General features: G+C 49.8%; 10 protein-coding genes. 8 read left to right on the forward strand and 2 right to left on the reverse strand.

The features are described from left to right. Nucleotides 1–8 precede the first annotated feature (8 nt). The 8 genes from rfbD to ligA all read left to right on the forward strand — a co-directional run bounded on the left by rfbD (nt 9) and on the right by ligA (nt 11,024). Nucleotides 9–869, forward strand: a complete 861-nt coding sequence (gene rfbD, locus ACAN54_RS16895; RefSeq protein ID WP_379157554.1) for a dTDP-4-dehydrorhamnose reductase — start codon at nt 9–11, stop codon at nt 867–869. A 202-nt stretch (nt 870–1,071) separates the two neighbouring features. Then, entirely contained in the window at nt 1,072–2,124 is a 1,053-nt protein-coding gene (locus ACAN54_RS16900; RefSeq protein WP_379157473.1) for a glycosyltransferase family 2 protein, read from the forward strand. 232 nt (nt 2,125–2,356) lie between these two features. Further along, nucleotides 2,357–3,256, forward strand: coding sequence for a glycosyltransferase family 2 protein (locus ACAN54_RS16905; RefSeq protein WP_379157557.1), 900 nt, complete (start codon nt 2,357–2,359; stop codon nt 3,254–3,256). Next, complete coding sequence (locus tag ACAN54_RS16910) at nt 3,253–4,653, forward strand: undecaprenyl-phosphate glucose phosphotransferase (protein ID WP_379157476.1); 1,401 nt, start codon at nt 3,253–3,255, stop codon at nt 4,651–4,653. The genes ACAN54_RS16905 and ACAN54_RS16910 overlap by 4 nt, the downstream gene beginning before the upstream one ends. Nucleotides 4,654–4,767: 114 nt before the next feature. Then, on the forward strand, nt 4,768–5,634 hold the full coding sequence (locus ACAN54_RS16915; protein WP_379157479.1) for a phosphatidylinositol-specific phospholipase C/glycerophosphodiester phosphodiesterase family protein: 867 nt from the start codon (nt 4,768–4,770) through the stop codon (nt 5,632–5,634). A 177-nt stretch (nt 5,635–5,811) separates the two neighbouring features. Continuing rightward, nucleotides 5,812–6,534 carry a heptaprenylglyceryl phosphate synthase gene (pcrB, locus tag ACAN54_RS16920; protein WP_379157482.1) on the forward strand — a complete coding sequence of 241 codons (723 nt, stop codon included), beginning with the start codon at nt 5,812–5,814 and terminating at the stop codon, nt 6,532–6,534. Between the two features lie 56 nt (nt 6,535–6,590). Next, nucleotides 6,591–8,936 carry a DNA helicase PcrA gene (gene pcrA, locus ACAN54_RS16925; RefSeq protein ID WP_379157485.1) on the forward strand — a complete coding sequence of 782 codons (2,346 nt, stop codon included), beginning with the start codon at nt 6,591–6,593 and terminating at the stop codon, nt 8,934–8,936. Between the two features lie 75 nt (nt 8,937–9,011). Then, entirely contained in the window at nt 9,012–11,024 is a 2,013-nt protein-coding gene (ligA, locus tag ACAN54_RS16930) for an NAD-dependent DNA ligase LigA (RefSeq protein WP_379157488.1), read from the forward strand. 230 nt (nt 11,025–11,254) lie between these two features. On the opposite strand, the gene ACAN54_RS16935 is transcribed toward ligA, so the two are convergent. Both ACAN54_RS16935 and ACAN54_RS16940 read right to left on the reverse strand, forming a co-directional pair. After that, nucleotides 11,255–12,529, reverse strand: a complete 1,275-nt coding sequence (locus ACAN54_RS16935; protein WP_379157492.1) for a molybdopterin-dependent oxidoreductase — start codon at nt 12,527–12,529, stop codon at nt 11,255–11,257. A gap of 149 nt (nt 12,530–12,678) precedes the next feature. After that, on the reverse strand, nt 12,679–13,932 hold the full coding sequence (locus tag ACAN54_RS16940; protein ID WP_379157494.1) for an MFS transporter: 1,254 nt from the start codon (nt 13,930–13,932) through the stop codon (nt 12,679–12,681). Nucleotides 13,933–14,324: the final 392 nt, after the last annotated feature.

Below are 14,324 nucleotides of genomic sequence, written 5' to 3' on the forward strand. Positions count from 1 at the left end.
TGCCTAAGATGAAGGTGCTTGTAACAGGCTCAGCCGGGCAATTGGGTCAGGATTTGGTACTGTTGCTGCAGGCGCAAGGTCATGAGGTGCTAGGCTGCGACCGCCAGGAGATGGACATCACCGATCTGGATCAGTGCGTGGAGACCATCGGTGGATTTGAGCCAGATGCTGTGATTCATTGTGCCGCTCATACCGCAGTAGATGTCGCAGAGACTGACATCGATGCTGCTTATCTGATTAATGCGACAGGAAGCCGGAACGTAGCACTTGCTGCGGAGAAGGTGGGAGCGAAGATGGTATGCATCAGCACGGATTATGTTTTTGATGGTACGGGAACACGGCCATACCATGAATATGATAATACCAATCCTAACACTATCTATGGTAAATCGAAGCGGGCTGGAGAAATCCTCGTGCAGTCTTTATCCACGAAGTTCTTCATCGTGCGTACTTCCTGGGTGTATGGTAAGTATGCTAATAACTTTGTGAAAACCATGCTTAAGCTGGGACAGGAGAAACCACTGATCCAGGTAGTAGACGATCAAGTAGGTTCACCTACCTATACGGTGGATCTAGCCAACTTCTTACTGGAGCTTATACAGACGGAGAAGTACGGTGTTTACCACGCTTCGAACAGTGAGTTCTGTACCTGGTATGAGTTCACACAGGCGATTTTCGCTGAAGCGGAGGATATCCTGGGGTTGAAATTTACCGCAAAGCTGGAACCCTGCACAACAGAGCAGTTCCCACGTCCGGCGCCGCGTCCCGCGTATTCAGTGATGGAGCATCTATCCATTCGCACGAACGGGTTTCAGGATATACGGCCATGGCGTGAAGGGCTAAGGGACTTTTTGCTTGAGCTGAAATAAAGGAATGCTCAATAACATGATAATAGATTAACTAAAGTGAGAACTCCTGACCGCGCCTGGCGGTTGGGAGTTTTTTTATGAAGTAGACCCCTACAAGCACACATAGCCGCCCATTCCTGTTTTCGGTATAATAGAGTGAAGCTGGTTCAGCTTTTGGGTCAGCATGCTTACCTGCTACATATACCAGAATCCGAGGACTCTTATGAATAACCAAATAAATAATATCAATCATACGATCAATAACAAAACCGTCAGCGTACATATTGTTACCTACAACAGCGCGGAGGATATTAAGGATTGTCTGACCGCAGTCCTCTCACAGGACTATCCTATTGAACAGATCGTGGTAGTAGACAATGCCTCAACAGACGGCAGCACCGATAAGGCGAGGGAGTTCAGCTATTCAATCGCAGCTGAGGTCCGTTCCGCTCATCAGCAGAGTATCCCAGTTGAGGATACCGTAAAGATGGAGGCAAGCGTGCCTTCAGTCCTTCTCATCGAAAATAAGATCAACACCGGCTTCGCCCCCGCCCATAACCAGGCTATTGCTACCACGAATACAGACTATGTTCTGGTTCTGAATCCGGATCTGACGCTTGCGCCGGATTATGTATCCAGACTCGTCAAGCAGATGGAAGCCAACTCGCAGATCGGGAGTGCTACCGGCAAGCTTTTGCTAAAAGCGGATGACTCTCTTGTAGACAGCACGGGACTGCGGATGAACAGGGCACGGCGTGCCTTTGATCGTGGCGCGGGAGAGCCTGCGGTGAACTGGCCGGAATCCGGGTTAGTATTTGGAGTGTCTGGGGCGGCTGCAATGTACTCCCGGCGGATGATTGAGGACATCAGTGTGAACGGTGAGTTTTTTGATGTGGATTTCTTTGCTTATAAGGAAGATGTGGATGTGGCCTGGAGGGCTGGACTCTTCGGCTGGTTAGCCTATTATGATGCTGAAGCGATTGGTTATCACGAACGGGGCTGGAAAACTTCTGGTCGTGACAGCAAACCAATGTTCATCCGGAGAATTTCCTATATTAACCGCTACAAAATGATCTATAAAAACGAACCTGCCCGCAAGCTGATTTCAACATTCCTCTATGCTTTGCCCTACGAGCTCGCGGCACACGGGTATATGCTGATAAAGGAACCGAAGCTAATCCAAGCCTGGAGCTCCTTTTTTGCACAATGGAAGAACCTCAAGGAAAAGCGCAAGTATATCCAGGCAAAGGTTGAGAGATTAAGAAGTGGGAAATGAGAAGCGAAGTGAAAAGTTGAATAGAAGACGAGCGGGCACTACCACTACGTCCCGCAGTCTACTCTATGCATATGTATAAATTTGTTAAAACCTCCCGGGTCGGCTACGCCTATCAAGGAGGTTTTTGTGTTATAATGGTTGTCGATAGATTACTATATTTGTCAGGAGCGTACCCGCATTGAGTGTAGATGTCAGTATTATCGTCCTAAATTACAACACATGCCGCCTGACGATGGATTGTCTGAGGTCGGTGTATGATTCGGTAACTAATTTTTTCTATGAAATCATTCTAATAGACAATAACTCCCGGGATGACTCGGTAGAGCGGATCAGCCGGGAATTTCCTGGTGTGATGTTAATCGCTAACAGTGAAAATGTCGGGTTTGCCCGTGCTAATAATCAGGGAATGGAAGTGGCTTCAGGTCGGTATGTGCTGCTGCTGAATTCGGATACGGTTGTTCGGAAGGATACGCTGGAGACGATGATCTCCTTTATGGATAACCGGCCGGATCTTGGGGCTTCGGGCTGTAAAGTGATATTGCCGGATGGCTCGCTGGATAAGGCGTGCAAGCGGGGGTTTCCGACCCCATCCGCTTCCTTCTATTATGCCTTTGGCTTCAGTAAGCTGTTCCCGGACAAGCCAAGATTCAATGGTTACCAACTAGGTTATCTGGATCCTGATCAGGATTACCCTGTAGATTGCCTGGTCGGGGCATTCATGTTGCTGCGGCGCAAGACCATCGATCAGGTCGGCGGCTTGGATGAGGACTTTTTTATGTATGGTGAGGATCTGGACTGGTGCTTCCGGATCAAGGAGGCCGGTTGGGGGATTTATTATTACCCGCAGACCTCCATTGTACATCTCAAGGGCGGCAGTGCACGGCGCAGACCGTTCAAGATCGTGTACGAGTTCCATCGGGCAATGATTTTATTTCACCGCAAGCATTATAGCAAGCGGTACAACAGTATGATAAATGGAGCGGTCTATGCCGGAGTGGGTGTGAAGTTCTTGCTTTCACTGGTACGCAATGCGCTGATCCGTCCCCAGGCCGTGCCTTCGCCGGCGCAGAGCCTTACAGTCTCCGGGGAGTCCGGTTCAAGAACGGAATCGAATGCTGAGGTGAGATTATGATTCGCCGTAATCAGAGGTTTTTGACACAGCTGTATATGGTAGCCGATTTTCTGGTCATTCAACTGTCCTTTCTAGTGGCTTGGTGGCTTAAATTCAGAAGTGGTCTACTCGAATCCTACAATACATTGCCTGTGGAATCATATGCTTATTGGAGCGTTATTTACGGCGCAATCTCTGTATTAATTGGAATTGTGCTCGCACTGTATTTACCGAAGCGCAAAAAACGTTTCATCGACGAGTTCATTAAAATTTTTCAGGTGCATATCATGGCCATCTTTATGCTGCTCGGCTTGATGTTCTTTCTGAAAGAAATTGACGTATCCCGGCAATACCTTGCGATCTATATGGGTTTAAATGTCCTGTCTATCATGCTGTACCGCTACGTACTGAAGAAAATGCTGAAGTCCCTCCGCGAAAAAGGCTTCAACCGTCAATTCGTCCTGATTCTGGGGGCTGGTACTTTGGGTAAAAGATTCTACAACAACTTGGTGCAGTACCCGGAGCTCGGGTATGAGACCATTGGCTTTCTGGATGATTACCACACATGGGATGGCATTGAAGGGGAACGCTACAAGCCGATTTTGGGAACAGTGGATGAATTGCCCGGGATGCTGGAAATGCTGCCGGTGGACGAAGTAATTCTTGCTCTGCCACTGGATGCCCATTCTAAATATCCGGCAATTATCGCCGCCTGCGAGAAGGCCGGAGTACGGACGCTGATTATTCCTGATTTCTTCGATTATTTGCCAGCCCGTCCGTACTTTGATAACTTTGCGGGAATGCCGATGATTAATGTGCGTGACATTCCGCTGGATATGACCGGCAACAAGCTGGCCAAACGCGCCTTTGATATCCTTTTCTCACTATTTTCCATTATTGTGATGTCCCCTGTGATGCTCATTGTGGCTCTCGGTGTGCGGCTGACTTCCCCGGGGCCGGTGATTTTCAGGCAGGAACGGGTAGGGCTGAACCGGCGCAATTTCATGATGTACAAGTTCCGCTCGATGAAGATGCAGCAGGATGGGGAGGAAGATACGGGCTGGAGTACTCCCGTTGATCCCCGTCGGACCCGGTTCGGAACCTTTATCCGAAAGACTAGCCTGGATGAGCTGCCACAATTTTTCAACGTGCTGTTTGGCCAGATGAGTGTGGTGGGACCGCGGCCAGAACGTCCTTTTTTCGTAGAGCAATTCCGCGGAGAAATCCCGAAGTATATGGTCAAGCATCATGTGCGTCCGGGAATTACCGGCTGGGCTCAGAGTAACGGCCTTCGTGGGGACACCTCTATTGAGGAGCGGATCAAGCATGATATTTTCTATATCGAGAATTGGTCGCTGCTGTTCGATATCCGGATTATATGGAAGACCATTCGTAACGGATTCAAAAATGCTTACTGAACTTATTACATTCGAATAGTTATACCTGTTGAAACGGGTGCCCTCCTTGAAATTTGAGGAAGACACATCCGTTTCTTCTTTTTTAATCTAACTGTTGCAAAGGAAACCACATCTATGAAAAAAACAAAAGTTATTGCCACAGTCGTTATGATTTTTGCTTTGATCTCTATGTTAGTGATTACCCTCGGTGACCAAGAGAATAAGCCGTCAACCGGCTTCGCATCCCACCGGATCGTTGCCCATGCTATGGGGGGAATCAACGGACATGCGTATACCAACTCTTTTGAAGCCTTTGTAGCCAATTACGAGCAAGGAAGCCGGGTCTTCGAGGTGGATTTACTCCTTACAACTGACGATCAGCTGGTCGCCCGTCATGAGTGGACGAATAATATGAGCAAGCTGCTGGGCCAACAAACGATACTGCCTGCTGCCAGACAAGGTGCTGTGCAGGATTATGCCCACTTTATGAACAGTCCCATTCTGAATATCTATTCTCCCCTGGATGTGGAGAGAATCCTAGATCTCATGCAGGCCTATCCGGATACCTATATCGTTACAGATACGAAGGAGATTAAGCCGGAGCTGATAACACAGCAGTTTAAGCTGCTTACCGAGGCTGCTGAACACCGTGATCCGAACCTTTTGGATCGGGTGGTTCCGCAGATCTACAGCCAGGACATGCTGGGTGTGATTAACAAAGTGCATGTTTTCCCGGAGGTGCTGTATACCCTATACCAGTCACAGGACAGTGATGACCAAGTGATTGATTTTGTGAAAAAGAGCGGTGTGGATATCACCATGCCTGACACACGGGCCACTTATGGTTTTGTACAGAAGCTGAAAAAAGCCGGAGCCCGTATCTATGTGCACACTCTTAATGACGAAGCAGAGATTGTTAAATTATCGCGCATGGGTGTGGACGGGTTCTATACAGACTTTGTTTCTGAGGAAGATTTGAGCCAGTTCAAAGGGCTGCGTTAAAGAGCGGAAAAAGGCGAAAAAATGTTCGCATTTTTCCGCTCTTTAAATTGACACCCCCCTTATTGCTGGCATAGACTAGAGGTACAGCTTTTGCGGGAGCGGAAGTGTTTTTGGCATGAATAAAAAGCATGTAAATCGTACCCAATCTAATCGGTTGAATAAAGAGGATGGACGAAGATGAATGAAATAAGGCAAACGATTCGGCAGTGGAGGCATGTTTTTAAGCTGGATCCGGACCGGGAGCTCGGAGAGTCTGAACTTACTGCGGTTTGCTTATCGGGGACGGACGCGATACTGGTCGGTGGTTCTACCGGAGTGACTTATGAGAATACGGCTGAATTGCTGGCAAGAGTGCGTCAATTCGAACTTCCTTGTGCACTTGAGGTTTCAGACCTTGAGGCGGTTGTGCCGGGTTTTGATCTGTATCTGATTCCCATGGTGCTGAACAGCCCGCAACCAGACTGGATATTGGGTCATCACCGCCGGGCGATTGAGCGTTATGGAAGCTTGATTCCATGGGAGCATTTCCTTGCAGAAGGATATATTGTGCTGAACGGGGACTCTGCTGTGGCTCGTCTTACAGGTGCCGACTGCTCATTGAGCGGAGAAGGTGCCGCTGCTTATGCGCAGATTGCAGACAAGCTGATGAGCCTGCCCATTGTCTACCTGGAATATAGCGGTACCTTTGGCGATATGGAGACGGTACGGACCGTAAGAGAAACTGTTGAGTATAGTCAGTTATTTTATGGAGGCGGGATTACCTCTGATTCAGAAGCCGAGCAGGCTGCTGCCCTATGTGATACAGTAGTGGTCGGGAATATCATCTACCGGGATGTGCAGCAGGCGCTGCTTACCGTACAGGCGGTTAAGAGAACCCCGCAGATGGACTTTACCCTATAAAAGAACGGCGATACCGTTCCTTTAATTCACGTTATTCAGAAAGGAGCATGTCACACATGCAACTTGTTAACATACAGGATGCCGTTAGCCGGCTTAATCCTCCGCAGCGTCAAGCTGTAGAAACCACTGAAGGTCCCTTGCTGATTATGGCTGGAGCAGGAAGCGGGAAGACACGTGTGCTTACCCACCGCATTGCCTGGCTGATTGCGAACCGCAAAGCGCCGCCTTGGGCGATTCTGGCGATTACCTTTACCAATAAGGCCGCCCGGGAGATGCAGGAACGTGTCTCCAAGCTGGTAGGACCGGAAGGCCGGGATATTTGGGTCTCCACCTTTCACTCGATGAGTGTGCGGATTCTGCGCAAGGATATTGAGCGGATCGGGTTCACCTCCAACTTCTCCATTCTGGATTCTACTGACCAGTTGTCCGTTATCCGTAACTGCATGAAGGATTTGAATATCGACACGAAGAAGTTTGAACCCAAGGCTGTCCAGTCGATGATCAGTACTGCCAAGAATGAACTCATTACGCCCGCACAATATGAACAGAAAATCGGCGATTATATGGAAGGTCTCGTGGCCAAAGTATATACCATGTACCAGAAGCGGCTGAGAGCCAACAACTCGCTGGACTTCGATGATCTGATCATGAAGACGATCGAATTGTTCAAGGAAGTGCCGGAGGTATTGGATTTCTACCAGAAGAAGTTCAAGTACATCCATGTCGACGAGTATCAGGATACGAACAGGGCGCAGTATATGCTCTGCCGGATGCTGGCGGACAGCCATCACCGTATTTGTGTTGTCGGCGACAGTGATCAGTCGATTTATCGCTGGCGCGGAGCGGATATATCGAATATTTTGAATTTTGAAGAGGACTATCCCGAAGCCAAGACGATTATGCTGGAGCAGAACTACCGCTCTACCTCGAACATTCTGAATGCAGCCAATGGCGTGATTGCGCTGAATACGGGACGGAAGCCCAAGAAGCTGTGGACGGATTCTGCGGAAGGCGAGAAGATCAAAGTGTTCCGCGGCGACTCTGAGCATGATGAAGGCTACTTTGTTACGGGTGAGATCAGCAAAAGTGTTAAGCAGGGCCAAGCCTACCAGAACCATGCCATCCTGTACCGGACGAATGCCCAATCGCGTGTAATAGAAGAAATTCTGATCAAATCTGATATCCCCTACCAGATTGTCGGCGGGATCAAGTTCTATGACCGCAAAGAAATCAAGGATCTGCTGGCGTATCTGCGTCTCTTGTCCAATCCCGATGACGATATCAGCTTAACGCGGATTATCAATGTTCCGAAGCGGGGGCTGGGAGATACAACAGTAGGCAAGCTGGCTGCAGCCGCTGCCTCTCAAGGTGTATCGATCTTCCGTGCGCTGCAGACGGTGGATGACCTTGGCTTCGCCGGACGGACGCGCAATACTCTGGTGGAGTTCTACGATATGATCGAGGCGCTGCACCGTATGGTGGAATTCCTGTCAGTGACGGAACTTACGGAGAAGATTCTGGAGCTATCCCAGTACCGTCTGGAGCTGCAGAATGAGAACACCCTTGAATCCCGCTCCCGGCTGGAAAATATCGACGAATTCCTGTCAGTCACCATGGAATTCGAGAAGAACAATGAAGATAAGTCGCTGGTCTCCTTCCTGACCGACTTGGCGCTAATCGCAGACATTGACAGCGTGAACGATGATGAAGAGCGCAGTGACGCGGTTGTGCTGATGACCATGCACAGCGCTAAGGGGCTGGAGTTCCCGACTGTCTTCATTATCGGGATGGAAGAGGGCGTATTCCCGCACAGCCGGGCCTTCCAGGACAATGATGAATTGGAAGAAGAACGGCGTCTGGCGTACGTAGGGATCACCCGTGCGGAGAAGCAGCTGTTCCTCAGTTGCGCCCGGATGCGCACGCTGTTCGGGCGGACGACGGCGAATCCGCCGTCGCGCTTCCTGGAGGAGATTCCGGAGGAACTGAAGGAAGATACCGGTGGGGCTTCAGACCGCTTCCGGCGCGGAGCGGAGGTTGGCGGTGCTTATGGCGGCCGCGGCTTCGGGGGTGGCAGCCGGGGGAACTTCGGCAGCCGCAGCGGCGCTGCCGGTAATGCGCCGGCAGGCGGCGGGAGCGCCGGCTTCGGCGGCAGCACTGCGTCCGCGGCGGCTAGTGCGAGCCGCGTGACCGTGGCCACCGGAGGCGCGCAGCGCGCTCCGGGTGCATCGGCGCCCGGCGAATACAAGGCCGGCGACAAGGTCTCCCACGGCAAATGGGGCACCGGCACCGTTGTCTCCGTGAAGGGCAGCGGCAACGATACGGAGCTGCAGATTGCTTTTCCGGCGCCGATGGGTGTGAAGCGTCTGCTGGCCGGCTTTGCGCCAATCACCAAAGTCGAATAATTCGCTTGCGATTAACGAATGCGTTTTTAGTCCACGCTAGCCGTAGGATACTATTTGATGGAGGGATGTTCCCCGATGGATGCTATGCACACTATGGAGGAGCTCGTAGCTGAGCTGAATCAATATAACTATCATTACTATACGCTGGATGCGCCGAAGGTCAGCGACAAAGAATATGATGCACTTTACGATAAGCTTGTAGCCCTGGAAGCAGAGAGCGGCATCGTGCTGCCTCATTCACCTACTCAGCGCGTAGGGGGAGAACTGCTCAAAGGGTTCACACCACACCGTCATCTGGCTCCGCTATGGAGTCTGGATAAAGCGCAGAATATTGAACAGCTTCGCAGCTGGAATACCCGGTTGCTGAAGCTGGTGAATGATTACAATACCAAGAATCCTGATCATCCTCTTCCGGCGCCCTGCTATGCGGTAGAACTGAAGTTTGACGGCTTAACGCTGAATCTGACCTATCGCGACGGAGTGCTTGTACAAGCGGCTACCCGCGGTAATGGGGTGACCGGGGAAGGCATCCTTGCCCAGGTAAAGACCATCAAATCAGTCCCATTAACGATTCCATTCCAGGAAGGTCTCATTGAAGTGCAGGGCGAAGGAATTATGAATCTATCTGTACTGGCTGACTATAATACTAGGGCTGCTGAACCGCTCAAGAATGCCCGTAACGGGGCAGCGGGAGCGCTGCGTAACCTCAACCCTAAGACGACCGCCGACCGCCGGCTGAACGCTTACTTCTATAATGTAGGTTATGCGGAGGGTGTACAGTTCACAGACCATCAGGAAATGATGGATTTTTTGAGGAATAACCGTTTTAAGGTCAATCCGTACCTTACCTACTTTGATAACTTTGACGACGTTACCGAACAATTGGCAGAGATCGAGGAGAGCCGCTCGAGTCTGGACTATCTGATTGACGGCGCGGTTATCAAGGTAACTGACTTCCGTATCCGTGAGGTGTTAGGTTACACCGATAAGTTCCCGCGCTGGGCGGTGGCTTACAAGTTCGAAGCGGAAGAAACCACAACGATCCTGGAGTCGGTCAGCTGGAACGTGGGCCGCACAGGCAAAGTCACTCCTCTGGCACGCGTGGAAGCAGTGGAGCTGGCAGGAGTTACTGTCCAGAACTGTACCTTGAACAACGTTGGAGATATTGAACGCAAGAACCTCAAGCATGCTCTGGGGACACGTGTGTTCATCCGCCGTTCGAACGATGTCATTCCCGAAATTCTCGGCAAGGTGACAGAAGAGAGTGACGGGGGGGAGATTATATTCCCTGAGGATTGTCCGGCCTGCGGTTTCCCGCTGGAAATGCGCGGCGCCCACCTCTTCTGCAACAACAAGCTGAACTGTAAGCCGCAGATCATCGGGCGGATCACTCATTTTGCCTCACGGGATGCGATGGATATTGAGACCTTCAGCGATAAGACGGCCGGACAGCTGCATGAGGAACTGGATGTGCGGGAACCGGCGGACTTATATGAACTGACCTTCGAGCAGCTTGTGAAGCTGGAGCGTTTTGGGGAGAAGAAAGCCGACAATCTGCTTAAGGCGCTGGAAGAGAGCAAAGGGCGGGACCTTGCGTCATTCCTGTTTGCGCTGGGTATTCCGAACACAGGCAAAGCAACCACCAAAATGCTGGCTGATCACTACCGAAGCCTGGAAGCAGTCATGAATGCTACCGCAGAGGAGTTGTCCGGGCTTCCTGACATTGGCGGCATTGTAGCCGAGAGCATCGTAAGCTTTTTCGCAGATCCATTTGTAGTAACCAGTATTAACCGTATGCTTACACTCGGTGTAGAAGCGAAGGCACCGGAAGCTCCGCGCCAAGTGAATACCAATTCCTTCTTCAGCGGCAAAACAGTAGTGCTTACTGGTTCGCTGCAGAAGCTTACCCGTGAAGAAGCAGCAGAGCGGCTGGAGGCGCTTGGCGCCAAGGTGTCCGGCAGTGTCTCCAAAAAAACTGATCTCGTCATCGCCGGCGAAAAAGCAGGCAGCAAGCTAGCCAAGGCTCAGCAGCTGGGTATTCAAGTCATCGAGGATGAGGACGAGCTGCTTCGGCTATTGGAAGGCTAGGAAGAAGGCTGCGGCAAGTATGATTCTGATATCTCATTGTCATAGATAACAAAACGCCCGTCCCCTGCAAATCAGGAGGACGGGCGTTTTGTTATAAGGAATTATAGTGGATCCTTGGAACTTATGAATCCAACTTGCTGTATTGGAAAAATCTTTGATCCACAAGGGTTTCTCAGATCAGTCGTCCATCATGCTTAAGTTCAGCTTATATAGCACAGTTACCTCTGTCCTTATACCCGTTTCGCGTTAGGCAGCCAGGCATCCTTATCATATCCGCGTTGTTCCCAATAGCCTACATGATCTTCTTCAATGAGTTCAATCCGGTTCAGCCACTTCACTGATTTGTAAGCATACATTTGTGGAGTCACCAGACGTACAGGGCCACCGAGCTGGTTCGGAATAGGTTTGCCGTCATGAAGCACAGCGACCATTACATCTTCCATACGCGCTTGAGCCAGAGTCAGTGAATCGGTGTAGACGCCATCACCAGAATAGAATTTCACAGTCGTTGCCATGTTCTTTACTCCGGCCATATCGAGCAGACTTGCGAGCGGGAGGCCTTCCCAGGTGTTTTTATAGACAGACCAGCCGGTGACACAGTGAAAATCGCTAACCTGAACCTCACGCTGAAGCTTGACGAACTCATCCCAATTCCAAGTGAACTTTTTGTCTACGAGACCGTCGATAGTAAAAGACCAATTGCCGTTATCAAAGGCAGGGATATCCGTTACAGTATATACACGGAAACTACCTTCTGCTCCGCCTCCAATGGGAGGAGAGGAATCCGCTAGAGGCACAGGATCAGGAACGAGGATATTAGCATTGCTTGCTGTATACTCGGCGGCTCCAGGAAGCTGCAACGATTTGCCAATCCAACGTACAAAGGTAGGCCCAAGCGTTACCGCAAGACCCGCTCCGACAGCCACTTTAATAAAACCACGCCGTGTATATACTGGCTGAGGTCCACCAGAAGCAGTAGGCTTCTGAGTAACTCTGATATCCAAGGGCTCACCTTCTGTTGCCACTTCTGGCACAATGGAGCGCTTCTTGGGCTCTTTCAGCCATTTCACCCTTGTAATGGAGTGGTAGATGATGACCGGAAGCCCTACCCATGTGAGCAGATCATGAATAAACAGCGCCGTATTGGCCGCTCTCGGACCGGCAATCCTGAACTGCCAGAGGACAATCCCGGATAAAATCCAGCCGATCAGCATCACCATTACAAAGACCACATTGGACTTCTGCGAGTTCTTTCCCTTCAGTCTCTTCCAATGCTTGGCTGCAAGCAGCAAATAATAGAGGACCGGAACAAGCAGCACCAGCCCAAAAGCGATATGCGCCCATTTCAGCCACACCCGCCCCTCCCCAAGCAGCTCCCGCCAGAAACCGCCAACCAGCAATAAACCGCTCACTGCCAGAATCAATACCAGCCATGCATTCCACATGTGAATGGAAACAAGCTTTTTGCCATACCCTTTGCGGAGCCCTGCCAGTGCTTTTTTCAATGGTGTTCCTCCTCTAACCCGAGATCATTGGAATCATTCAACTTTTAACTAATTGTACCGCATAATGCTGTGAATGAATAATTCTCTTTGGGGCGTTCTCAACAGAGGAGAAGCATGGTTCCGTAAGATAGTTTTGAAAATGTTGTTAATTATTCTGCAGCCCATTCCTCCAGTTTTTGATCTCCGGGGAGCAGTAGAGCAAGGAGACCGAGTAGCGGCAGGAACCCGCAAGCTAGGAATACAGACATGATGCCAATCCGGTCAATAAGCGCACCAATGACGACAGAACCAATACCGCCTAGTCCAAAAGCAAGTCCAGTTATCAGTCCGGAGACCGTCCCGATGTTTCCCGGATACAGCATTTGGGCATATATCACGGTCACTGAAAAGCTGGATAATAGGATGAAACCTGATATCACCAGCAGAACAAGCGCCCAGGTTTGACTCACAAAAGGAAGCGCCAGTGCAAAAGGGACGGTTCCCACCATAGAGATCAGGATCAGATTGCGCCGTCCGAAGCGGTCAGCAAGCGGTCCTCCGAAGAATGTGCCAACCGCACCAGCAGCCAAGTACATAAAAATGTAGATTTGGGCATCATCAATGGACATCCCATAATTCTTCATTAAGTAGAAGGCATAGTAACCGCCGATAGACGCACCGTACCAGGAACGCACAAATACCAGGAAGACCAGAATAATAGTGGCCGTCAAAATACTTTTGCTGCGTGCAGGATCAATGGCGCGTGAAGCAGACTTTTTACGGAAGGTATATCCTTCATTCAACATTTTCCGGTACCAGCTGGCTACATAGGTCTGAACAGCGATACCTGCAGCGGCAATAACGGTGAATCCAAGCGCTCCCATCTGTCCGAACGGGATGAATACCCACTTCATTAACAGCGGCCCCAGGGACTGTCCGGCATTGCCGCCAACCTGAAAGATGGATTGTGATAATCCCTTGCGCTGTCCCGCAGCCATATGAGCTACTCGCATGCCTTCCGGGTGAAATGCTGCGGAACCGAATCCGACGAGCATCACTGAGAATATCACCAATACATAATTACCGGCAAAAGCCAGCAGGAATACACCGGCGAAGGTGCAGCACATCCCTAGCGGAAGCAATATTGGACGTGGTTTACGGTCAGCGGCATAGCCGATAACGGGCTGAATCACAGAAGATGTGATATTGAGAGCAAAAGCGATCCATCCTACTTGAGCGTAAGAGAGCAACATATTGTCCTTAAGAATAGGGAACATTGCTGGAATAAGCGCTTGAATCGAGTCGTTAAATAAATGGACAAAGCTGACGGCCAATAAAATACGGTATATGGTAGTCTGTTGCAAATGGCGCTGCTTCGCTTCATTTATTACAGGCGGTGAGTCCTGTATGGATTTGTCGTTCATTGTTTCTCCTTTCCAGACGGATTATGAATGTTGGTATTGCAGATTTTAATTTAGCTTTATTGTAGCCATATATATTGCACTATGGAAATCAATTTGTGCCCTATACGTGCGAATTATGCGTTACTTCAATTATTAATAAAAAAAGCTTGCAAACATCAGATCGGCATGATATATTATCTCTTGTGCTTATGAGACATCGACGCTGAATGAACAAGCGAAGAAGAAATAAGTTGACAAGAAATAATGAAATATGATATGATCTAATTCCTGTGCTTGACATGAGGTGTTAAGATAACAGGAGCAAGTTCTTTGAAAACTGAACAAATGGAACGCGTTAATTTTTAAAAGATTCATTTAATGAATCGTCAGTTTCAAAATGAGCAATCGCTCTT

Source organism: Paenibacillus diazotrophicus (assembly GCF_042610465.1).

Coding starts and splice junctions, on each gene's coding strand:
- rfbD (WP_379157554.1), top strand. CDS start 9: ATGAAGGTGCTTGTAACAGGCTCAGCCGGGCAATTGGGTCAGGATTTG.
- ACAN54_RS16900 (WP_379157473.1), top strand. CDS start 1,072: ATGAATAACCAAATAAATAATATCAATCATACGATCAATAACAAAACC.
- ACAN54_RS16905 (WP_379157557.1), top strand. CDS start 2,357: ATGGATTGTCTGAGGTCGGTGTATGATTCGGTAACTAATTTTTTCTAT.
- ACAN54_RS16910 (WP_379157476.1), top strand. CDS start 3,253: ATGATTCGCCGTAATCAGAGGTTTTTGACACAGCTGTATATGGTAGCC.
- ACAN54_RS16915 (WP_379157479.1), top strand. CDS start 4,768: ATGAAAAAAACAAAAGTTATTGCCACAGTCGTTATGATTTTTGCTTTG.
- pcrB (WP_379157482.1), top strand. CDS start 5,812: ATGAATGAAATAAGGCAAACGATTCGGCAGTGGAGGCATGTTTTTAAG.
- pcrA (WP_379157485.1), top strand. CDS start 6,591: ATGCAACTTGTTAACATACAGGATGCCGTTAGCCGGCTTAATCCTCCG.
- ligA (WP_379157488.1), top strand. CDS start 9,012: ATGGATGCTATGCACACTATGGAGGAGCTCGTAGCTGAGCTGAATCAA.
- ACAN54_RS16940 (WP_379157494.1), bottom strand. CDS start 13,932: ATGAACGACAAATCCATACAGGACTCACCGCCTGTAATAAATGAAGCG.